General features: G+C 33.6%; 19 protein-coding genes. 8 read left to right on the plus strand and 11 right to left on the minus strand.

Going from position 1 to position 22,427, the window contains the following annotated elements; translation table 11 throughout:
• Positions 1–203 precede the first annotated feature (203 nt).
• The 9 genes from ilvA to ilvD all read right to left on the minus strand — a co-directional run bounded on the left by ilvA (position 204) and on the right by ilvD (position 11,237).
• Entirely contained in the window at positions 204–1,472 is a 1,269-nt protein-coding gene (ilvA, locus tag ACY191_RS06055) for a threonine ammonia-lyase IlvA (protein ID WP_042739426.1), read from the minus strand.
• Between the two features lie 26 nt (positions 1,473–1,498).
• Complete coding sequence (leuD, locus tag ACY191_RS06060) at positions 1,499–2,074, minus strand: 3-isopropylmalate dehydratase small subunit (RefSeq protein WP_042739425.1); 576 nt, start codon at positions 2,072–2,074, stop codon at positions 1,499–1,501.
• 1 nt (position 2,075) lies between these two features.
• Positions 2,076–3,446, minus strand: a complete 1,371-nt coding sequence (leuC, locus tag ACY191_RS06065; protein WP_042739424.1) for a 3-isopropylmalate dehydratase large subunit — start codon at positions 3,444–3,446, stop codon at positions 2,076–2,078.
• A 16-nt stretch (positions 3,447–3,462) separates the two neighbouring features.
• Positions 3,463–4,503 (minus strand): 3-isopropylmalate dehydrogenase, encoded by a 1,041-nt coding sequence (leuB, locus tag ACY191_RS06070; RefSeq protein ID WP_042739423.1) that lies wholly within the window; start codon positions 4,501–4,503, stop codon positions 3,463–3,465.
• On the minus strand, positions 4,500–6,035 hold the full coding sequence (locus ACY191_RS06075) for a 2-isopropylmalate synthase (RefSeq protein ID WP_042739422.1): 1,536 nt from the start codon (positions 6,033–6,035) through the stop codon (positions 4,500–4,502). Before ACY191_RS06075 ends, leuB begins: the two co-directional genes overlap by 4 nt.
• A 183-nt stretch (positions 6,036–6,218) precedes the next feature.
• On the minus strand, positions 6,219–7,223 hold the full coding sequence (gene ilvC / locus ACY191_RS06080) for a ketol-acid reductoisomerase (RefSeq protein WP_229366854.1): 1,005 nt from the start codon (positions 7,221–7,223) through the stop codon (positions 6,219–6,221).
• 52 nt (positions 7,224–7,275) lie between these two features.
• Complete coding sequence (gene ilvN, locus ACY191_RS06085) at positions 7,276–7,749, minus strand: acetolactate synthase small subunit (protein ID WP_042739420.1); 474 nt, start codon at positions 7,747–7,749, stop codon at positions 7,276–7,278.
• Positions 7,746–9,536 carry a biosynthetic-type acetolactate synthase large subunit gene (gene ilvB / locus ACY191_RS06090; protein ID WP_042739419.1) on the minus strand — a complete coding sequence of 597 codons (1,791 nt, stop codon included), beginning with the start codon at positions 9,534–9,536 and terminating at the stop codon, positions 7,746–7,748. The genes ilvN and ilvB overlap by 4 nt, the downstream gene beginning before the upstream one ends.
• A gap of 12 nt (positions 9,537–9,548) precedes the next feature.
• Entirely contained in the window at positions 9,549–11,237 is a 1,689-nt protein-coding gene (gene ilvD / locus ACY191_RS06095) for a dihydroxy-acid dehydratase (protein ID WP_042739418.1), read from the minus strand.
• Positions 11,238–11,912: 675 nt separating this feature from the next.
• Between ilvD and tsaE the strand changes: the two genes are divergently transcribed.
• The 5 genes from tsaE (at position 11,913) to ACY191_RS06120 (ending at position 15,064) form a co-directional block, all read left to right on the plus strand.
• A complete protein-coding gene (gene tsaE, locus ACY191_RS06100) occupies positions 11,913–12,374 on the plus strand; it encodes a tRNA (adenosine(37)-N6)-threonylcarbamoyltransferase complex ATPase subunit type 1 TsaE (protein WP_042739417.1) in 462 nt (153 codons plus the stop codon).
• Positions 12,355–13,017, plus strand: coding sequence for a tRNA (adenosine(37)-N6)-threonylcarbamoyltransferase complex dimerization subunit type 1 TsaB (tsaB, locus tag ACY191_RS06105; protein ID WP_042739416.1), 663 nt, complete (start codon positions 12,355–12,357; stop codon positions 13,015–13,017). The genes tsaE and tsaB overlap by 20 nt, the downstream gene beginning before the upstream one ends.
• Positions 13,018–13,028: 11 nt before the next feature.
• The gene (gene rimI, locus ACY191_RS06110) at positions 13,029–13,454 is read left to right on the plus strand and encodes a ribosomal protein S18-alanine N-acetyltransferase (RefSeq protein WP_371663842.1); all 426 of its coding nucleotides are present in this window, start codon (positions 13,029–13,031) and stop codon (positions 13,452–13,454) included.
• Entirely contained in the window at positions 13,447–14,469 is a 1,023-nt protein-coding gene (gene tsaD / locus ACY191_RS06115) for a tRNA (adenosine(37)-N6)-threonylcarbamoyltransferase complex transferase subunit TsaD (RefSeq protein WP_229366855.1), read from the plus strand. Before rimI ends, tsaD begins: the two co-directional genes overlap by 8 nt.
• 172 nt (positions 14,470–14,641) lie before the next feature.
• Positions 14,642–15,064 carry a VOC family protein gene (locus ACY191_RS06120; protein WP_042739413.1) on the plus strand — a complete coding sequence of 141 codons (423 nt, stop codon included), beginning with the start codon at positions 14,642–14,644 and terminating at the stop codon, positions 15,062–15,064.
• Between the two features lie 245 nt (positions 15,065–15,309).
• On the opposite strand, the gene ACY191_RS06125 is transcribed toward ACY191_RS06120, so the two are convergent.
• Together ACY191_RS06125 and ACY191_RS06130 are read right to left on the minus strand one after the other, a co-directional pair.
• On the minus strand, positions 15,310–16,902 hold the full coding sequence (locus ACY191_RS06125; protein WP_229366856.1) for a MutS-related protein: 1,593 nt from the start codon (positions 16,900–16,902) through the stop codon (positions 15,310–15,312).
• A 362-nt stretch (positions 16,903–17,264) separates the two neighbouring features.
• Positions 17,265–19,193: an ABC-F family ATP-binding cassette domain-containing protein gene (locus tag ACY191_RS06130; RefSeq protein WP_229366857.1), complete on the minus strand. Its 1,929-nt coding sequence runs from the start codon at positions 19,191–19,193 to the stop codon at positions 17,265–17,267.
• Between the two features lie 146 nt (positions 19,194–19,339).
• Between ACY191_RS06130 and ACY191_RS06135 the strand changes: the two genes are divergently transcribed.
• The 3 genes from ACY191_RS06135 to ACY191_RS06145 all read left to right on the plus strand — a co-directional run bounded on the left by ACY191_RS06135 (position 19,340) and on the right by ACY191_RS06145 (position 22,427).
• Positions 19,340–19,987 carry a redox-sensing transcriptional repressor Rex gene (locus tag ACY191_RS06135; RefSeq protein WP_107512835.1) on the plus strand — a complete coding sequence of 216 codons (648 nt, stop codon included), beginning with the start codon at positions 19,340–19,342 and terminating at the stop codon, positions 19,985–19,987.
• 195 nt (positions 19,988–20,182) lie between these two features.
• Complete coding sequence (locus tag ACY191_RS06140; RefSeq protein ID WP_229366858.1) at positions 20,183–21,175, plus strand: glycoside hydrolase family 43 protein; 993 nt, start codon at positions 20,183–20,185, stop codon at positions 21,173–21,175.
• Positions 21,168–22,427 (plus strand): oligosaccharide MFS transporter, encoded by a 1,260-nt coding sequence (locus ACY191_RS06145; protein ID WP_229366859.1) that lies wholly within the window; start codon positions 21,168–21,170, stop codon positions 22,425–22,427. The genes ACY191_RS06140 and ACY191_RS06145 overlap by 8 nt, the downstream gene beginning before the upstream one ends.

Raw genomic sequence — 22,427 nt, forward strand, 5'->3', positions numbered from 1 at the left:
CTGTAATAAGTGGTACTATACAGGCAAGCAGAGAATGAAATGTCTCTTTTTTTAGATCCAAGGAGCTTATCTTCTCAATCACTAGAAGAAAGTAAAAGGTACTAAAAAACGAATGTTACTATAAAAATGGTTTTTACAAATTAAAAAGAGCAATCATTTATATTGAAATGATTGCTCTTTTTATGAAAAAACGCTAATTAGTATTAAATAAGAAGTGAGTAAAGCATTTTATTTTCGTTAATATAAATATTTGAAGGATCAAAATCATCTACATTGGCTTTAAGTTGATCTAAATCGTTATGTTCATAAAGTTGTATACCAATAATAACCGTACCTGTATTTTGTGATGATTTTTTTAAGTATTCAAATTTTGTGATATCATCTTTTGGACCTAATACATCATTTACAAATTCTCTTAATGCACCTGGTCTTTGTGGAAAGTTCAAGATGAAATAGTGTTTCATCTCTTCGAAGAGTAATGAACGTTCTTCGATTTCTTTCATTCTATTGATGTCATTGTTACCACCACTAACGACACAAACAACTGATTTTCCTTTGATTTCTGATTTGTATTGTTCTAAGGCACTTACACTTAATGCACCTGCTGGTTCTGCAATAATTGCCTGTTTTGAGTACATATCTAAAATTGTGCTACACACAGCACCTTCATGTACTTGAACATAATCATCTACAACATTTTTTGCAATGTCATAAGTGATTTCACCGACACGTGCAACTGAAGCGCCATCGACAAACTTATCAATATTAGGTAATGTTACGATTTGATTTTCTAATACAACAGAGGCATACATACTACTAGCTCCAGCTGGTTCAACACCAACAATGGATGTGTTAGGTGAATGTTCTTTAAAGTATGTGCCAACACCTGAAATTAAACCGCCACCACCAATTGCTGCAAATAAGTAATCAAATTTGACATTATCTTCTTTAGATTGATTAAGGATTTCCTTTGCAAGTGTACCTTGTCCTGCAATTGTATATATATTATTAAAAGGATCAATAAAGTTCATTTGATGTTCTTGTGTATAGGTAAGTGCTTCTTTCAAACAATCATCAAAAGTATCACCTGTAAGAACGACTTCTACATTTGTGCCACCGAAAAATTTAACTTGGTTAATTTTTTGTAGTGGTGTCGTCACAGGCATAAAGATTACTGCATTTAAATTTAATTTGCTAGCAGTAAACGCTACGCCCTGAGCATGATTACCTGCACTTGCACAAGTAATTCCATTTTGTCGTTCTTCTTCTTTTAAAGTAATGATTGCATTATATGCGCCTCTTAATTTGAAAGAACGTACCCATTGTAAGTCTTCACGTTTTAAATATACATCGCACTCATATTTATGAGAGAGATAATGATCTTTTTGAAGAGGGGTTTCTTTCACTATATCTTTTAATTGTAAGAAAGCTTCATCAATATCTTTAGAAGAAACAGTTGTTTTTACAGTCATAAGTTTCACACCTTTATTTAATAAGATTAAAATGTTTTTGTTTTTTCATAAGATTTAATTTGTTCTTCATATTCTAAAGTAATTGCTATATCATCTAAACCTTTAACAAGTTTGTTTTTCCAAGTATCATCAATATCAAAGTGGAATGATTTTTCTGATGTATAAACGGTTTGATTAGGTAAATCTACAGTAATTTCTTTAGCTTCTGCTAGATATTTTCTTGCAGGCTCATCTAGAACGATAGGCAACATGGCGTTCTTAGTACAATTCATATAGAAAATATCACTATAACCACCTGCAATAATAATATCAAATCCGTAATCTTTTAGTGCCCATGCTGCATGTTCACGACTTGAACCACAACCAAAGTTATCACCAGTAATCAAAATGCTCGCACCTTGATACTCTGGTTTATTTGGATTAAAGTCTGGATTATCAGAACCGTCATCTAAATAGCGCCATTCATCGAATGCAAATGGTCCAAACCCTGTTTTTGAAATTCGTTTCAAATGTGCTTTAGGAATAATTTGATCTGTATCAATATTATCATTAAATAATGGTACAACCTTTCCTGTATAAGTAGTAATCGGTTTGATTTCCATATTAAACAACAACCTTTCTTACATCTACGAATTTACCATTTATAGCAGCTGCTGCAGCCATAGCAGGGGAGACGAGATGTGTTCTCGCACCTTTACCTTGTCTACCTTCAAAGTTTCGGTTACTCGTTGAAGCACAGTGTACTCCGGTAGGAACTTGATCCGGATTCATACCTAAACACATTGAACAACCAGGTTCTCTCCAATCAAATCCTGCATCTTTAAAGACTTTATCTAGACCTAGTTTTTCAGCTTCAATTTTTACAGTACGTGAACCAGGCACAACAATAGCGGTAATATTTGGATGTACTTTATTACCTTTGACAATTTCACTAGCTTCAACTAGGTCTGATAGTCTTGCATTAGTACATGAACCCAAGAACACATAACCAAGTTCAATATCTTCAGCTTTTTGACCTGGTTTCAAATCCATATAATTATATGCACGTTCATCGTTAACATTTTGAATTTCTGGGAAAGGTTCATTGAAACTCACTCCCATTTCTGGATTTGTTCCCCAAGTAACTTGTGGTTCTAAATTAGTAACATCTAAAGTGATAACTTTGTCAAATTGTGCATCATCATCTGTGTAAAGCTCTTTCCACTCATCTATTGAATATTCATAATTAGTTGCATAAGGACGACCTTTTACATATTCAAATGTAATATCATCTGGTTGCATCATGCCATATTTTGCACCGGCCTCAATGGCCATGTTACAAATCGTCATACGCGCTTCCATAGAAAGTGATCGAATTGTCTCACCAGTAAATTCCAATGCATAACCCGTTCCAAAGTCAACACCATACTGGCTAATAAGATAGAGAATGATATCCTTAGCATAAACACCAGTAGGAAGTTTCCCTGTAACGTCAATTTTTAAATTTTTTGGTTTAGTTTGCCAAAGTGTTTGAGTTGCAAAAACATGTTCAACTTCACTTGTACCGATTCCAAATGCAATAGCGCCAAATGCACCATGTGTTGCAGTGTGAGAATCGCCACATACGATTGTTTTACCAGGTTGAGTTAATCCTGTTTCTGGTCCAACCATATGCACTATACCTTGTTCGTCAGAACCCATATCAAATATATGAACACCAAACTCTTTAGCATTTTTTTGCAAAGTTGTAATTTGTTTGTTTGCAATCTCATCCTTAATATTAAAAATATCTATTGTTGGTACGTTATGATCAAGTGTCGCGTACGTTAAATCCGGACGACGTAGTTTACGGTTTTGAAGACGCAAACCTTCAAATGCTTGAGGAGATGTAACTTCATGTATTAGATGCAAATCAATGTATAATAACTGTGGGTCACCTTCTTTACCAGTTAAGACATGTTTATTCCAAACTTTATCAAATAGTGTTTTACCCATATGACATCTCCTCCTTTTATAGATTTTCTTTTACAAAATTAAATATTTCAGATGTTTTATAATGACCATTTAGGTCTTGGGTTGTCTTGCCTTCTTTAATTAATTGATAAATTACAGTTTCAAGTTTTGTAGCTGCTTCATTTTCATTAAGACTCTCTCGTAAACACATTACAACTGAAAGTAGCATTCCAAATGGATTAGCCTTATCTTGATTGGCGATATCAGGTGCAGAACCATGAATTGGTTCATAAAGTCTTGGGCCTTGTTCGCTAAAACTAGCAGAAGGTGAAAGACCTAAAGAACCAGGAATTACTGAAGCTTCATCACTTAAAATATCACCGAATAAGTTTTCAGTAACGATGACATCGAATTGAGATGGGTTGGTAATTAAATGCATTGCGCAAGCATCCACTAATAAATGATTTACTTCAACCTCAGGATAATCTTTCGCAACTTCATCTATGACTTTACGCCACAATTTACTAGAAGATAAAACATTTTCTTTATCTACAGAAGTAAGTTTTTTATGACGTTTCTGTGCTAAATCAAATCCAACTCTAGCAATGCGCTCAATTTCATCACGGCTATAAGTCAAAGAGTCTAGTGCTGATTCGTCATTCCAATGTTTTGGCTCACCGAAGTAGATACCTCCAGTTAACTCTCTTACTAAAATAAAATCTGTTCCTGCTACGCGTTCTTCTTTGATAGGGGATAAATGACTTGTGCCATTTGTTACTGTAGTGGGGCGAATATTAGCAAATAGACCCAATGCTTTACGTATACCTAATAAACCTTGCTCAGGCCTATTATTTGGATCTGTCCACTTAGGTCCCCCCACAGCACCTAGTAAGATCGCATCTGCATTTTTACAAGCGGTTAATGTTGTTTCTGGAAGTGGTTTGCCATGATTATCGATAGCGATACCACCAAAGTCGTGACTCTCGATTTCATAATCGAAATTGAATTGTTCACTTAATTTTTCTAAGACTTCTAATGAACCATTTAAAATTTCAGGACCAATTCCGTCACCTGGCAATGCTACTATTTTGTAACTCATGAATGTATACCTTCTTTCTTAGATGTATTAGCTGCATATTTTGCATGAGCTTCTACATAAGCTTTACATGATGCAAGTAGGATATCATGGTCGATGCCAACACCAGTGACAATCTGGTCATTAATTTTAAGTTGTACGTGTACTTCACCTTGTGCATCAGTACCTTCTGTAACAGAATCGATAGTATAATCAATTAATTCTGTTTCCTTATTAAATATTCTATCAACTGCATTATAGATGGAAACGATTGAACCTGTACCAATACTTGAATCTTGATAGGTATTACCTTCATTGTCTTTAATGACTACTACTGCACTTTGTAATCCACTTGAGACAAATTGTAATTGCAATGTCTCGACTTGATAAATTGCATTTTGTTCGTGCTCAGTACCTTGAATTAATGCGTGGATATCTCTATCGGTAACAGATTTTTTCTTGTCAGCAATTGCTTTGAACTGCTTAAATAATACTTTTTGTTCTTCAGGAGAAACGTCATATCCAAGCGCAATTAATTTTTCTGCAAATGCATGCTTACCTGAAAGCTTTCCAAGTGGAAGTTCTGTAGTATCAACGCCAACTAATTGTGGTGTCATAATTTCGTATGTTTCAGGATTCTTTAGAACACCGTCTTGATGGATTCCTGATTCATGGCTAAATGCATTTTGACCAACAATTGCTTTGTTTCTTGGGACTCGAATGCCGGCAAATCTTGAAATTAAATCTGAAGTTTGTTTAGTTTCAGCAAGTTTAATTTGTGTTTGGTTATTGTAATGATCTTGTCGAACGTAAAGGCCAAGTGCAACTTCTTCTAAAGCTGTATTACCTGCACGTTCCCCAATACCATTTAAGGTGCCTTCAATTCGTTTAGCGCCATTTTCAATAGCAGCCATACTGTTAGCAACAGCTAAACCTAAGTCATCATGGCAATGTGCACTGTAAATTACATCTTGATTTGTTTTAATTTGATCTAGAAGTGTTTTAAAAATTTGACCATATTCTGAAGGATAACTGAAGCCTACAGTATCTGGGATATTGATAACAGTGGCACCAGCATCAACAGCTGTTTGTACACATTCGATTAAGAATGGTAACTCTGTTCTTGTCGCGTCCTCAGGTGAAAATTGAACAACTTCGAAGAATTGCTTTGCGTAAGTTACATGTTCTTTAATAGAAGCTAATACTTCTTCTTTAGTCATCATTAGTTTTGAGTCGCGGTGGATGGGGCTAGTTGCGATAAATACGTGTATTCTTGGTTTAGCGGCTTCTTTAGTTGCTTCATAAACTGCGTCTATATCGGATTTTACGCAACGTGCTAGTCCACAAACTGCTGTTGTTGTTAAAGCTTTTGAAATAGCTTCAACTGATGCAAAACTGCCTGAACTTGATGCAGGAAATCCTGCTTCAATTATATCGACGCCCCATTTTTCTAATTGCTTTGCAATCTTTAGTCGTTCGTCGAAAGAAAAGTTAACCCCAGGTGTTTGCTCGCCGTCTCTTAGTGTTGTATCAAAAATTTGAATATGGCTACTCATTTTAAACATCTCCTAACATTTGTTGTAATTATTGATAGTTAAATAGCATCCCCTGAAGGTTTTATAGTCGCTTTATTCAATCGTAATGTATAAAGCATCATAAGTGATTTATATTGTTATGAATTTAAATATAAAATGACTTATAATGCTTTAATTACGATGGTTAGCTATTTAAGAATCAAATTATTTTTGAATACTTTTTGATTTAATGAATGGCATCATTTCGCGTAGGTCTTTACCGACAGCTTCGATTTGATGGCCGTGTTGTTCTTCACGTAATCTATGGAATTCTTCAAAGTTATTTTCATTATCTTTAATGAAACGATCACTAAAGTTACCTTTTTGAATATCTTCTAATACAGCTTTCATATTATCTTTAACATCTGGTGTAATTACACGTGGTCCTGATACATAATCTCCAAACTCAGCAGTATTCGAAATTGAATAACGCATGTTTTCCATACCGCCTTCATACATTAGGTCAACGATTAATTTCATTTCATGTAAAACTTCGAAATAAGCGATCTCTGGTTGATAACCAGCTTCTACTAATGTTTCGAAACCTGATTGAATTAATTTTGTAGCACCACCACAAAGTACTGCTTGTTCACCAAATAAATCTGTTTCAGTTTCTTCTTTGAATGATGTTTCTAATACACCAGCACGTGTTGCACCGATGCCTTTAGCATAACTTAAAGCTAAGTCTCTAGCTTCACCACTAGCATCTTGTTGAACTGCAAATAGGGCAGGGACTGCACTACCTTCAGCGAATGTACGACGAACTAAGTGACCTGGACCTTTAGGAGCTACTAAGAATACATCTACATCTGCTGGTGGTTGAATTACGTCAAAATGAATATTAAATCCATGTGCAAACACTAATGCATTGTTTGGTTCTAAATTAGGTTCGATTTCTTCTTTATATACTTGGCCTTGAATTTCATCTGGTAATAAGATCATGATGACATCAGCTTGTTTTGCTGCCTCATTTACAGGGTAAACTTCGAAACCATCGTCTTTAGCTTTATCGAAAGAACTTCCTGGTCTGATACCGATGATTACATCATAGCCGTTATCTTTTAAGTTTTGTGCATGAGCATGTCCTTGAGAACCATATCCCACGATTGCTACTTTTTTACTTTGTAATGCGTCTTTTGTAACTGATTGGTCATAATAAACTGTTGTCATAATAAAATCCTCCATGTTTTAAATAAATTTTTTAAATTTTCTAAAAACTCAACTAAATAATACCTGCTGAACCAGTTCTAGAAACTTGTGCAATACCATATGATGATAAATCGTCTAATAAGTTGTCCATTGTATATTGAGGACCAGATGCTTGAAGATAGGTATAATCATCTTCTTTCTTTAATATAGAGATTAGCGCATCATACGGTTTTATTACTTTTTCTAACTGTGCATTATTAGATGGTGTTTGTAATTTCACTAATACTAATTCTCTATTATAAGTATTAGTATCAGTAATATCTTCGACGTGTATAATGTTTATTTGTTTCTCTAGTTGTTGAATTAAATTTCTTAATACATCTGTGTCAGGCACTTCTGCTACAAATGTTATATCTGATATACCATCTTCTAATGTAGGTGTTGCAGAAAGTGTGACGATATTAAATTGTCGACGTACAAAGATACTCGTTAATCTATTTAATGTTCCTGCTTTATCTCTTACTTTCGTTCTAAATGTTCTTCTCATGATAGTCCCTCCATCTCATGGTTCGCTTTGCCACTAGGTACCATAGGTGTTACAGGCTCTATCGGTGAAATACGTACTTCAATAAGTGCTGGACCGTCATGATTAAATGCTGCATCGATTTGTTGTTCTAATTGTGTAGGATCATCGATTAAGAATCCTTTAACATTATAGGCTTCTGCTAATTTCAAGAAATCTGGTTGATCATTGAATACAGAGTGTGAAAAACGTTTGTTAAAGAACTTATCCTGCCATTGTTTAACCATACCAAGTGTCCCGTTATTTATTAGAACTACTTTAATGTCTAAACCATATTCTTCAAGTATTGCCATTTCTTGATTTGTCATTTGGAATCCACCATCACCAACAATAGATACAACTGTTTTATCCGGAGATGCTAATTTTGCACCAATAGCAGCTGGAATACCAAAGCCCATCGTTCCTAAACCACCACTTGTTACTAACTGTCCATGAGATTTAAATGGATAGTATTGAGCTGTCCACATTTGGTGTTGACCAACATCCGTAGTAACAATTGCATCACCATCTGTGATTTCACCGATATACTCGATCGCACGCTGTGGTTTTGAAAATGATTCGTCTTCATCTTTACTATATGAAAATGGATGCTTTTCTTTATTACTATTACAGTATGCTAACCAATCATCGTGTTTTATTGAGTAACTTTCATAGTCTAACAATGCTTCTAATGTAGCTTTACAATCAGCAACGATACCTAAATCAACTTTGATAATCTTATTGATTTCAGAAGGGTCAATATCTACGTGTACGATTTTAGCGTTTGGTGCAAATTCATCAGGTTTACTTGCTAGTCTATCGTCAAATCTACTACCAAAGTTGATGAGTAAGTCACATTCTGTTAGTGCCATATTACTAGCGTATGATCCATGCATGCCTCCCATTCCTAAGAAGAGGGGATGTTCATATGGTATAGCGCCTAGGCCAAGCAATGTACTTACTACAGGTAATTGATGTCGAGTCACAAATTCAGTGAATACATCATTTGCTTTTGCATGATTTATACCTGCTCCTGATAAAACAATTGGTTTTTTTGCTGATTTTAAATAGTCACGTAATTTTTGAATTTCATTTTCAGCTGGTTTATCAGCTACGTGGTATCCAGGTAATTCTAGTTCGTCTGTCGTCTGTGCATTTGTTGAAAGAATACCCATATCTTTAGGAAAATCTATTACAACTGGCCCTTTACGACCTGTGTTTGCAATATGAAATGCTTCATGAATAATCTTAGGAATTTCATTTACATTTTTGACTTGATAATTGTGTTTTGTAATCGGTGTTGTCATAGAAAGTAAATCTGCTTCTTGGAAAGCATCTTTTCCAATTCCTGCTGTTGCAACTTGACCTGTAATTACAACAAGTGGTAACGAATCACTATATGCATCTGCAATGCCAGTGATAGCATTTGTAGCTCCAGGACCGCTTGTAACAACAACCACACCTGTGTTTCCTGATACACGTGCATATCCTTCGGCTGCATGTGTTGCACCTTGCTCATGTCTAGCTAGAATGTGTTTTATTTTACCGTCATAGAATGTGTCATAGAGGGGAAGGACAGCACCTCCTGGATAACCAAAGATAAAGTCAACATTTTCATTTGCTAAAGATTCAACTAATAATTCAGAACCAGAACGCATTTCATCTACTGTATCTTGCTCGAGTTCAACTTCGGGCTCTACTGAATGGGCTGCTTCCAAAGAATCAAAATTTTCTGACTTTTCATACTCAAGTGTTTCAATTTGTTTAGACATTGTTCTCACTCCTTAGATAAGGTTTTCAGGTACTTGCATAATTCCACCCGTATTTGCACTTGTAACTAATGCTGTATAACGTGCAAGGTAACCAGATTTAACTTTTGCTTTAAATGGTTTTAAGTCTTGCTTTCTAGCTTCTAATGTTTCAGTAGATACATCAACATCTAATGTACGATTGGTTAAATCAATTGTAATTTCATCACCATCGTTGATTAATCCGATAGGTCCACCAGCTGCTGCTTCAGGAGATACATGTCCTACAGCGATACCTCTTGTTGCACCTGAGAATCGACCATCTGTAATTAAGGCAACATCTTTACCTAACCCACGACCAACGATTGAAGAAGTAGGTGCTAGCATTTCAGGCATTCCAGGTCCACCTTTAGGTCCTTCATATCTAATTACTACGACATGTCCTTCTCTAACAGTATGATTGTCGATTGCTTCAACAGCTTCGTCATGTGAATCGAAACAAATTGCTTTTCCTTTAAATACTTTGATAGATGGATCAACACCACCAACTTTTATGACTGCACCTTTAGGAGCTATATTTCCGTATAATATTGATAGTCCACCTTGTTTGTCATACGGATTGTCTAGATGTCTAATTACGTCGCTATTTAAAATTTCTTTATTTTCATTATTTTGTCGTAAGGTTTGACCAGTTGCAGTTATTCTATCAGGATGTAATGTACCTTCTTTTTTGAACAATTCATTGATGATTGCAGGAACACCGCCAGCTTCATGAACATCGTGCATTGAATATGATGAACTTGGAGCTATTTTTGATAAATAAGGTGTCTTTTTAGCAATTTCATTAATTCTTGTTAAATCATAATCAATACCTGCTTCATTAGCGATTGCTAATGTGTGCAATACAGTATTTGTAGATCCACCCATAGCCATGTCTAATGCGAATGCATCATCAATTGCTTCTTCAGTGATGATATCTCTTGGTTTTAAATCATTTTTAATGTTATCTACTAATTTGAATGCTGCTTCTCTTATCATTTCACGGCGTTGTTCGCTGACTGCTAATGCAGTACCGTTATAAGGTAATGCTAATCCTAATACTTCCATTAAACAGTTCATTGAGTTAGCTGTGAACATTCCTGAACAAGAACCACAAGTAGGGCAGGCATTTTGTTCCATGTCTAAAAATTCATCTTTTGAAATTGAACCATCTTTAAATGCACCAACAGCTTCGAACATCGAAGATAATGTTAAGGCTTTACCCTGAGAAGATAATCCAGCTTTCATTGGACCACCTGAGCAAAAGATTGCTGGTACATTTGTTCTTACAGATGCTAGCAACATTCCTGGAGTGATTTTGTCACAGTTTGGAATATAAAATACGCCATCAAACCAGTGTGCATTGATAACTGTTTCAGCAGCGTCTGCGATGATTTCTCGTGATGGAAGTGAATATCTCATGCCAATGTGTCCCATGGCAATACCATCATCAACACCAATTGTGTTAAATTCGAAAGGAATCGCACCTGCTTCTCTAATTGCTTCCTTAGCAATATCTCCTAATTCTCGTAAGTGAACATGTCCAGGGACAATATCAATATAGGAATTACAGATTGCTACGAAAGGTTTATTCATATCGGTAGGCTGTTTTAAAGCGCCCGTAGCGTGTAAAAGACTTCTTGCTGGAGCTTGATGATCTCCTTTTTTGATCATATCGCTTCTCATGTTTGATTCCCCCATAAAATTGAAAATAAAAAAACGTCCCAATAATAATTGGGACGTTTTTAAGTCCCATTCAACTAGAAAGAGGACTTAAACTCTTAGTAATTTCTTTACTAAAGTTCCAGTCCTACGAGCATAATAAAATGACTAAAATATTTGAAGTTGTCGGTTGATATTGCATTGTACTTTGCATCATTTTATTATGCTCCTTTCGATAGAATGGTTTATTTTTTGATTTGTTAGAAATATCTAAAAATTTGATAAATTAAATTTACTACATCGATGTGATGATGTCAATAACTATTTGTAATTTTCTTACAATTCAAATAACTACAATTTATTGAATTAGTTATATTATGTTGAAGTAAAGTGACTTAAAATTTGTTAAAATATAGGAGTTAATTTATTAGACATTATGCTTGCTAATTCCTATGATTGACTAGAGGTTAACGCGTAATACACAATTTCTATTATCTAGACGGATGTACTTAATCTAAATTTAGCATGTGATGTACAAGCTGATCAGAAAAATCAATAATGTAATTTATTATAGGTAAGTCATTTAATTCATGGAGCATAATAGTTAAAATGCGCTCAGATGTAAATGTCAGTATATTTTTATTTTGAAATACAAGGTGCGAATAACCATGCGTTACTGACGTGTAAAGGAGTTTAACGATGATTAAGATAAAAAATTTAGACGAAATGGAACATTTTGCTAAAGTATTAGTGAAACATGTAAGTGCACAAGATATAATCTTGCTTAATGGCGATTTAGGTGCCGGCAAAACAACACTTACACAATTTATTGGTAAAGGACTCGGTGTTCGTAGAAATATCAATTCACCAACATTTAATATTATTAAGTCTTATCAAGGAACCGATGTTAAATTACATCATATGGATTGTTATAGATTAGAAGAATCCGATGAAGATTTAGGGTTTGATGAATACTTTGAGGATAATGCTGTAGTCATTATCGAGTGGAGTCAATTTATTGCAGAATTTCTCCCATCAGAATTTTTAACAATTAATATTCATACAATCTCAGAACATGAAAGAGCAATTACGATAGAAGGGCACGGTACGCATTATCAAAAAATAAAGGAGGCAGTTGAACGTGAACTATCTTTTGATTGATACATCGAATCAACCATTATCAGTGGCAGTGGTACAAGATAAAGAAACGCTAAGTGAGATTAATACGAATATTAAAAAGAATCATTCCATACAATTAATGCCGTCGATTAAGCAAGTTATAGCAGATAGTGGTTTAGATAAAAGTGCAATAGATGGTATCGTTGTAGCAAAAGGACCTGGTTCTTATACCGGATTAAGAATTGGAGTAACAGTTGCTAAAACATTAGCCTATGCAATGAATGCTAAATTATACGGTGTTTCTTCATTAAAGGCGCTTGCAGCAACTGCAAAAAATGAACAAGGTCTTATTGTACCTGTGTTTGATGCGAGACGAGAAGCGGTCTATACAGGTGTGTATAAATATGTTGATCAACAACTTGTAACTGTTATTGAAGACCAATATTTGCCAATTACTCAATTACTACAAGCATTACATGAACTGGGGGAAGATTATACGTTTGTTGGACCTGACACAGACCATTTGCAGATACATCTAGATGGTAAATGTGTTGCAAATATACCCCAAGCAAAATATATGATAGAAATGCTCGAGTCACCCGAAAATGTGCATGAATTCACACCAAACTATATTAAATTATCAGAGGCTGAGAGAAATTGGTTAAACCAACAGAACAAGAATTAAATATACGATTTATGACAAAGGATGATGTACCACAAGTATTTGATATAGAGCGGGCTAGTTTTAATGATAGTAGTTGGTCAATTGATGCTTTTTTCCATGAAATTGAAAAGAATGAATTTGCAAATTATTTCATAATTGAATATGATGCACAAATCATTGGATATATAGGCATTTGGATAGTTATTGATCAAGCGCAAATTACTACTGTAGCTATAGATAAAGAATTTAGAGGTTATGGTTTAGGACAATTATTATTAAAATACGCCATGAATTATGCACAATCAAAATGCGATGTTATGAGTTTGGAAGTAAGAGTAGAAAATACGGTAGCACAACATGTGTACACAAATTTGGGTTTTCAATATGGAGGAAAGCGCAAAAATTATTACGGTGAAGGTGAGGATGCGTTAGTCATGTGGGTGAATTTAAATGAATAAAGATACGGTTATATTAGCAATTGAATCAAGCTGTGATGAAACAAGTGTCAGTATTATAAAAAATGGCACACAAATAATGAGTAACATCGTATTAAGTCAAATTGACAGCCATAAGCGTTTTGGTGGGGTTGTACCTGAAGTAGCTAGTAGACACCATGTAGAAGGTATAACTACAACTGTTGATGAAGCGTTGTTAGAAGCAGGTATCAACATGGAAGATGTAGATGCGATAGCAGTTACACAGGGTCCTGGATTAATAGGTGCACTATTAGTGGGCATTAATGCTGCTAAAGCACTAGCCTTTGCATATGATAAACCACTTATACCTGTCCATCATATTGCAGGACATATTTATGCCAATCACTTAGAAGAGCCGCTTCAGTTTCCTCTTATTGCACTTATTGTTTCTGGTGGTCACACTGAATTAATTTATATGAAGGATCATTTGAACTTTGAAGTAATAGGTGAAACGAGGGATGATGCAGTTGGTGAGGCATATGACAAAGTAGCAAGAACAATTGGTTTAAGCTACCCTGGTGGTCCACAAGTAGATAAATTAGCTGCACAAGGTGCGGATGTATATGAATTTCCGCGTGTATGGCTAGAAAAAGATAGCTATGATTTTAGTTTTAGTGGTCTGAAAAGTGCAGTCATCAATAAACTTCATAATTTGAAGCAAAAGGGTGAAACTATAAATAATGCAGATGTGGCAACAAGTTTTCAAAACAGTGTTGTCGAGGTACTTGTTGGTAAAACAATAGCTGCATGCAATGCATATCACGTACAAAACTTGATCGTTGCTGGCGGAGTTGCTAGTAATAAAGGATTACGACAGTCTTTAAATGAAGCCTGTAAAGAAAATAATATTAGTTTAGCTATACCGAGTCCTAAGTTATGTACAGACAATGCTGCGATGATAGGAGCGGCAGGGTATTATCTATATATAGAGAGTGCGACTGCTGACCTAGCGCTAAATGGCTTTGGTAATATGGATATTGAACTCTTTTCACAATAAGTTTTTTAAATAGAATTTGTATGCTAGATAAGATAGTTTGCCTTTGTTGCGAACTATCTTTTTAATTTATGCAAAGAATTGTAATATTTAAATTTAGTTAAAATGGGTATAAACATTTTAGTATCAAAATATAAAAAACATAGCAAAGGATAAAAATTAGGGGGACTTATTTATGAAAGCAGTTCAATATTTTAATTTTCAAAATAGCTTAGCGGCATTAAATTTCTATGAAAAGCATTTAGGAGCAACAAATATCCAACGCTTAGGTGGAGACAATGAGATGTTTGACGACATGCCAGATGAATATAAAGTAGATGCGGATTTCACTATGCATGCCTCATTTGAAGTGTTTGGCGAAACATTTTATTGTAGTGATACATGGAAAAATAAAAAAATTGATAACAGTGGTGCGATTGTTGCATTCACATTTGATCAATCAGATGAAGCAGCGAAAAAACGTGCAGTAGACTTCTTTAATAAGGCAGTAGAAGCGGGATGTGAAGCAACGATGCCTTTAGGTAAGACAGAGTGGTCAGAATTATATGGTATGTTTAATGATCCATTTGGGGTTACTTGGATGATTAATGCTGAATAACATTAATTTGATCTTGCATCGATCTTACTATTTAAGAAATTAAATTCAGTTGCAAATTGAAATATAAATATAAAAATTTAAATCAAAATCCAGCAAATGAAATGGCTCATTTGCTGGATTTTTATATTTTTGTAACAGAGTGTCATGTTGTATTAAGTAAGTACACCGTCTTAACTTTGAACTTAGGTAAGAAGTATTTGGCAATTTCAACTAACGTGTAGCTTAATTATTTATACAAAGTAAAGTTATTGTGTTGTCGATTTTGCGCGTTCATAAATAGAATTTGGAAAGTCAGTGATACGTAATAATTCAATAGCATTTCGTGTGTCAGCTTTTCCAGATTTAATCTTATAATCAAAGTCTATTGTGTTACCTGAAATGGATTCATTGAAATGGTAATTGGAATATTGATGATCTAATAGTTCAGATAATTCAATATCGTGCGTTGCAGCAATAACTGTATAACCATCTTGTTGGTCAAAATAATTGAGTACTGCTTCAGACGCTGCTATACGTTCAGTGGTATTTGTTCCTTTAAATATTTCATCTATAAAGCAATAAATATGGTCAGTTAGTGTTAAATCAAATAGGCGTTTGATTGACTTTATTTCGGTCATAAAGTAACTGTCACCAGAAAGAATATCATCTTGGTTAACCATTGATGTATAGACATAACCTGGTTGATATTTAAATATAGTTGCTGTTGCAGTGTGAATAGTTTGAGCTGTAATTAGGTTTAAGGCGATTGCCTTCATAAATGTTGATTTTCCTGAAGCATTTGAACCAGTTAATAAAATATGATTATCAACATTCAAAGTATTTGGTACAGCATTTGGAATTAAGGGATGGGTCAATCCTTCAAAGGTCACTTCTTGATGATTTACAACTTGAGGTAAGCAATATTCATCTAACGTTCCTCGCCACAATGCTACTGCATAATGATTATCTACTTCTGCAACATAGTCATAGCATGCCATGACTTCGGATTCATATTTTTTAAAGCTATTTTGAATGAGATGGAAAACATGATAATCAAACATAAATATTAACTTAATTAACATAATAAGTATGAAGGTTTCATCATTAGAATTAGCTCTCCCTAATAAACCACTGAACTTTCGTGCTACTACAAAGTGTTTAAAATTCACAGCTGTTTCTGGTGTACCATCTATTTTGTGAATATCATAAGCACGTTTAATTACATTTGAAGTATAGAATATAGAATTTAAATCTTGGTCAAATGTTTTGCGAATCGTTCCACTCAATACCATATTAAATAATAGTGAAGCTATGGTAAGTAATAATCCATATTTAGCATTGAATATAGATAATATGAGAAAGATAAATGGTAGGTAAGTACAGGCCATATAAAAATTATTTCGCTGTATGTATGCTAACTGATTAGGAAACAATGGATAAATTGATTTACCTAATTTTGCTAAGTGAATGGAGACATTTTCTCTGAATGATACATTTGATTTAAATCGCTTGATTAATGATTCATTCTTCACTTGATACATTTGCCTTAGAGTAGCGTATAAACGCATTTCACCAATAGAAGTGAAATTAAAGTTTATATTTTGAAATAACTGGTCCATATTTAAATCAGACCATGTTTTATCATCGATTAATTTGTCTGATTGATGCTGATGTTTGAATGTATCGTATTGATAATGATAACGATGGTATGGACGAATAAAGCACTCTAGTGGTTTTTGTCTATACCATAAGTTTTTAATATCATTCTTAAGACGGTAATTAATTACGATATTAGAAATAATCGCAATAATTAAACTAGCTAGAACAAAAGCAATAAAGAACCACAAAATCGTGGGCATGGTGAAACACAGTCCTTTCTCTCTATATAGTGAAGTCCTTTTTTATTATGACATTCATATAAAGAGATAACAATGTGGGTTCTTAATATTAAAACGTCTGAACAATGTCAATAGGGAACGTGCGTACTTATTAACAATAAGTGCATAAGTTGTGGGTAAATAAGAAGATTAATGTGGATATGGAGTGTATTTCCAAAAAATCACAGCAATAAAAGTTACTTTTTACCTGTGTATAACTAGGATAACTTTGTGGATAGCTTACAATTCAAGGATTTTTATTGTGTATAAAAAAGTGTAAAATATATCCTATGAAAAAAGCCGATGTATTAAAATATACATTGGCTTAAGTGTAAGTCAGGATATTATTGTAATAATTCTTGTAATTCTGCCCATTCTGACATAACCTGTTCTAATTTTTGTTCGGTTTCTGCTTTTGCTATTGCAATATCATTTGCTTTATCTGGATTTGAAAAAATTTCAGGTTTAGTGAGTTGAACGTTTAAATCATCGATTTGTGCTTCGTAATCTTCAATTGCTAATTCACATTGTTCTATTTTACGAGTGATTTGTCGCTGTTCTTTCTTTTGTTGCTTTTGATCAATGTAATTATTTGTTTTAGGTGTATTGTCTATTTGTTGTTCTACCTGTGATTGTTCATGCTTAGATTTTAATGCTTCAGTTTCTTCTAGTTTATCAACATAATATTGATAGTCACCTAAATAGAGCGTGCCTCCCGTTGTGTCTAAATCAAATACTTTGTTAGCTAATTGATTGATAAAATAGCGATCGTGGGAAACAAATAACAATGTACCATCGAAATTTAATAAAGCTTGCTCTAACATTTCTTTAGAATCAATATCTAAATGGTTAGTCGGTTCATCCAAAATTAATACATTATTACGTTCCAGCATTAATAGTGCAAGTTGTAGACGTGCTTTTTCTCCACCTGATAAATCATTGATAACTTTTTTTACGTCTTCTTGTACAAATAAAAATCTGCCTAATACTGCTCGAACATCTTTTTCATTCATGGTAGGGTATTGATCCCAAATATAATCAAGAATTGATTTTGTTGATTTAAATTCTGCTTGCTTTTGGTCATAATAGCCAATCTTTAAGTTTGCACCTTTAGTGATGTCGCCTGAAATTTTTGGTTGGCGTTCTGCTATAGTTTTGATCAGCGTAGATTTACCAATACCATTTGGTCCAATGATCGCGATATGATCACCTTTGGTAATTTCTAAATTGATATTTGAAGTGATTGGTTCGTCGTAACCAATGGCTAAATTTTTTATATGAAAAACATCGTTACCCGTATTGCGTTCAAAATCAAATTCAATATTTGCACTTTTAGCATCTAAGATAGGCTTATTAATAAGTTCGATCTTTTCTAACATTTTACGTCGGCTTTTTGCCATACCCGAAGTTGATGCACGAGCGATATTTTTTTCTACGAATGTCTCTAATTTTTTAATTTCTGCTTGCTGACTTTCATACTCTTGCATCTTTTTTTGGTAATATTTATCTCTTTGTTCAATGAATTGACCATAATTTCCAACATAATGTTGTACATCACCAAGTGCGACATCATATATTTGATTAACAATTTTGTCTAAGAAGTACCTATCATGACTGATTATGATAATAGCGCCTTTAAAGTAATTTAAGTAACTTTCAAGCCATTGTGTCGTCTCCATATCTAAGTGGTTAGTAGGTTCATCTAATAGTAGCAGGTCAGGTTCATTCAATAACATTTGAGCTAAAGATAATCTAGTCTTTTGTCCACCACTGAAATCGTTAATTGGTCGATTGAAATCATCTTCCGTAAAGTTTAATCCATGTAATACAGTTTTAATTTTACTTTCATATTGATAGCCTTCTTGTTGCTCAAATTGGTTTGAGATACTTTCATAGCGCGCAATATGTGCTTTATATTCGTCAGTATCATATTCCTCTGCATGTTTAGCTAACCAATCTGTTTCAAATTTCATTTGTTCTTGCATTTCTTTAATATGTTCAAAGGGCTTCGTCATTTCTGCGATTACCGTTTGATTGGTATTTAAAGTCATTTGTTGTGTTAAATAACCCATTTTTAAATTTTTAATTTTTGATATATGTCCAGAATCATAATCTTCGACACCTGCAATAATTTTCATTAATGTAGATTTACCAGCTCCGTTACGTCCAACAATACCGATACGTTCCCCCGTCTTAACTTCTAAATCTACGTTGTTGAAAATATCATCCCCGTCGAATGATTTTGTAATATCGTTTAATTGTAATAATATCATTCGAATTTGCACCTCTCTATTCAAAATCTATTTTACCGTATAAAGCGTATGGATAAAACTATCAGTGTTTATTTTTATATATCATTAATGTATAATGTTGTAGTAATTATTAGATTATTTAGTATTATTATTTAAATTAGGGGGACATGATCTTGGCTAATCAAAGCGATAAGATTCCTCGTGCAACGTTGAAACGTTTACCGTTATACTACAGATTCGTCAATACATTAAAATCAAAAGGTATAGATAGAGTGAATTCAAAGGCAATCAGCGAAGGATTGAATATAGATTCTGCAACTATTCGTCGTGATTTTTCATATTTTGGAGAACTAGGAAAAAAGGGTTATGGCTATAATATCGATAGCTTATTACACTTTTTCAAAAATGAAATTAGTGAAAATGATGAAATTAAAATTGCCATTGTTGGTGTTGGGAACTTAGGTAAAGCATTGTTAACTTACAATTTCTCAATCCATGATGAAATGACAATAACGGAAGCTTTTGATATACGAGAAGATGTGATAGGTACTGAAATCGGTCAAGTAAGTGTTAGTAATTATGCAGATATTACCGAGGTTCTAGAACGTGAACAAATAGATATCGTAATCCTTACTACACCTGAAGATGTTGCGCAGCAAGTAACAGATAAGTTAGTAGATGTTGGAGTGAAGGGGATATTAAACTTTACACCAAGTCGTGTATCTACGCCATCTGATGTGCAAGTTCATCATATTGATTTAGGTATAGAATTACAATCATTATTATTTTTTATGAAAAATTATAGTAACAAATAATTTTAACAAACGAGTTTACTTATTTAATAGAGATAAGTAAACTCGTTTATTTTTGACTTACTTTTTGTTAAAGAAAGATTTCAATATTATCTTTTATTTGTACGGACAAAGATTAAAATATATTGACTTATACGGACAAATATAATACATTGTAATTGTAAACGTTTTCATAAAAAAGGGGTTAAGGGGGATTTTATGGAGCAGATAAACAATCCAATTGTAATACAGAGAGCAGATCCGTTTGTTTTTAAGGAATCAGGAACATATTATTTTACTGGTTCTTATCCGAAATATGACCGTATTGTTTTGAGGAAAGCATCGTCATTGAATGAGCTAAATGAAGCAAAAGAACATGTTGTATGGACTAAAGATTTAGATGGAGAAAAAAGCGCATTGATTTGGGCACCTGAAATTCATAAAATAAATGATAAATGGTTTATCTATTATGCAGCAGCACCAAATGATTACATTGAGGATGATACATTTAATCATAGAATGTTCGTCTTAGAGAATAGTAATGATGACCCACTTACAGATAACTGGATAGATAAAGGGAAAATAGATACAGGATGGGAAACATTTTCGCTGGATGCAACCGTTTTTGAATTAAATGGGCGTTTATATTATGTTTGGGCACAACAAGATATAGAGATACCAGGACACTCAAATATCTATATTTCTGAAATGGAAAATCCATGGACATTAAAAGGGTCACCAACAATGTTAACGATACCCGAATATGACTGGGAGTGTAAGGGTTTTTGGGTAAATGAAGGGCCGGCCATTTTAATAAAAGAGCAACGTATATTTTTAACATATTCTGCGAGTGCAACAGGTATTGATTACTGTATGGGAATGCTTGTTGCTTCTGTAGATAGTAATCTATTAGATGTTAATGCTTGGGATAAAGTTGAAGAACCTGTATTTACAAGTGCTATTGAAAATGGACAATACGGTCCAGGACATAATTCATTTACAAAATCTAAAGATGACTTGCATGATGTGTTGGTCTATCATGCTAGAAATTATACAGAGATTGAGGGCGATCCATTGTATGATCCAAATCGTCATGCACGTGCGCAATTAATAGAATGGTATAATGGTTGGCCGGATTTTGGTTCACCTGTTGTTGATACGCGTTCAACACCTCATTCTACCAAGGTAATTGGAAGTGATGCCATTGATTAATTTAAAGCGTATTACATTTTGGAGATTTGGTGGCATTAATTTCTCTTATTTTGCTATCTGGACATTAATCATTACATTTTTGCCATTGTGGTTAAATAGAGTAGCACATTTAAACACAGCAGAAGCTGGAATTGTATTTTCAACAATGTCTATTGTAGCAATTGTACTTGAACCAATTTATGGCGTCATACAAGATAAATTAGGATTAAAAAAGTATTTGTTTGCATTTGTTATTTTTTGCTTACTGCTAATAGGACCATTTTTTGAATATGCTTTTATTCCATTAATCAATATGAATGTGCTGTTAGGTAGTGTATTAGGTGGTTCATTTATTAGTTTGTGTTTGTATAGTGGTGTGGGGGTCGTCGAATCATATTGTGAAAAATCGAGCCGAGCAAATAACTTTGAATACGGCCATGCAAGATTATTTGGTTCAATTGCTGGCGGTTCGTTCGCATTTATTGGTGGCATTATGTTTGTGAAACAGCCCAATAGTATATTTTGGGTATGTACTATAGTAGCACTATTACTTGGTATTATTCTCTGGTCTGTTAAAGTTAACGCATTTGAATATCAAAAGGATGATAAAACGAAAAATGAAAGAGCATATGTAAATAAAAATACGATTCTAAAGTTATTTAAAAATAAAAGTTTTTGGGGATTGTGTTTATTAATTATTGGTAGTGCCAGTTTATATGATGTATTTGATCAACAGTTTCCTAATTATTTTGTTAAATTTTTTACAAATCAAAGTAATGGGGAATCATTATTTAGTAAATTAACTTCAACTCAAATTTTTATTGAAGCGGTTGTTATGATATTTATGCCATGGATAATTAATAAAATAGGTTCTAAGAATGGCTTATTCTTATTTGGTATTATTTTATTTTTGAGGGTCATAGGTACGGCATTCACAGATGAAGTTTGGTTACTATCATTCTTTAGACTATTAGCAGCGATAGAAATGCCACTAATGTTAGTTTCTATAATGAAATATATCGTAGGTACATTTGATATTAGACTATCTGCTACAGTTTACATGCTTGCATTTAATGTAGCGAAGCAATTAGGGGTGGCATTTTTCTCTTTAGTAATGGGGAAACTTTATGTAATTATCGGTTTTCAAAACACTTATATTGTGATGTCGCTAATTATTATTGTCCTTGTTTGTCTAGGTGCTTTATTAATGAGTAATGATAAAATAGATTATCAAAAAATTACGATGAATAGAAAAATAAAAAAAGTAAGTTAA

This window comes from Staphylococcus sp. TCBT05 (assembly GCF_055179755.1).

Excerpts from the sequence above, each read along its gene's own strand:
- ilvA (WP_042739426.1), bottom strand. The coding sequence starts at position 1,472 with ATGACTGTAAAAACAACTGTTTCTTCTAAAGATATTGATGAAGCTTTC.
- leuC (WP_042739424.1), bottom strand. The coding sequence starts at position 3,446 with ATGGGTAAAACACTATTTGATAAAGTTTGGAATAAACATGTCTTAACT.
- ACY191_RS06120 (WP_042739413.1), top strand. The coding sequence starts at position 14,642 with ATGAAAGCAGTTCAATATTTTAATTTTCAAAATAGCTTAGCGGCATTA.
- tsaD (WP_229366855.1), top strand. The coding sequence starts at position 13,447 with ATGAATAAAGATACGGTTATATTAGCAATTGAATCAAGCTGTGATGAA.
- ACY191_RS06125 (WP_229366856.1), bottom strand. The coding sequence starts at position 16,902 with ATGCCCACGATTTTGTGGTTCTTTATTGCTTTTGTTCTAGCTAGTTTA.
- ilvD (WP_042739418.1), bottom strand. The coding sequence starts at position 11,237 with ATGAGAAGCGATATGATCAAAAAAGGAGATCATCAAGCTCCAGCAAGA.
- ACY191_RS06135 (WP_107512835.1), top strand. The coding sequence starts at position 19,340 with ATGATCTTGGCTAATCAAAGCGATAAGATTCCTCGTGCAACGTTGAAA.
- ACY191_RS06140 (WP_229366858.1), top strand. The coding sequence starts at position 20,183 with ATGGAGCAGATAAACAATCCAATTGTAATACAGAGAGCAGATCCGTTT.
- ACY191_RS06075 (WP_042739422.1), bottom strand. The coding sequence starts at position 6,035 with ATGAGTAGCCATATTCAAATTTTTGATACAACACTAAGAGACGGCGAG.
- ilvC (WP_229366854.1), bottom strand. The coding sequence starts at position 7,223 with ATGACAACAGTTTATTATGACCAATCAGTTACAAAAGACGCATTACAA.
- ilvN (WP_042739420.1), bottom strand. The coding sequence starts at position 7,749 with ATGAGAAGAACATTTAGAACGAAAGTAAGAGATAAAGCAGGAACATTA.
- leuB (WP_042739423.1), bottom strand. The coding sequence starts at position 4,503 with ATGAGTTACAAAATAGTAGCATTGCCAGGTGACGGAATTGGTCCTGAA.
- tsaE (WP_042739417.1), top strand. The coding sequence starts at position 11,913 with ATGATTAAGATAAAAAATTTAGACGAAATGGAACATTTTGCTAAAGTA.
- leuD (WP_042739425.1), bottom strand. The coding sequence starts at position 2,074 with ATGGAAATCAAACCGATTACTACTTATACAGGAAAGGTTGTACCATTA.
- ilvB (WP_042739419.1), bottom strand. The coding sequence starts at position 9,536 with ATGTCTAAACAAATTGAAACACTTGAGTATGAAAAGTCAGAAAATTTT.
- ACY191_RS06130 (WP_229366857.1), bottom strand. The coding sequence starts at position 19,193 with ATGATATTATTACAATTAAACGATATTACAAAATCATTCGACGGGGAT.
- rimI (WP_371663842.1), top strand. The coding sequence starts at position 13,029 with ATGACAAAGGATGATGTACCACAAGTATTTGATATAGAGCGGGCTAGT.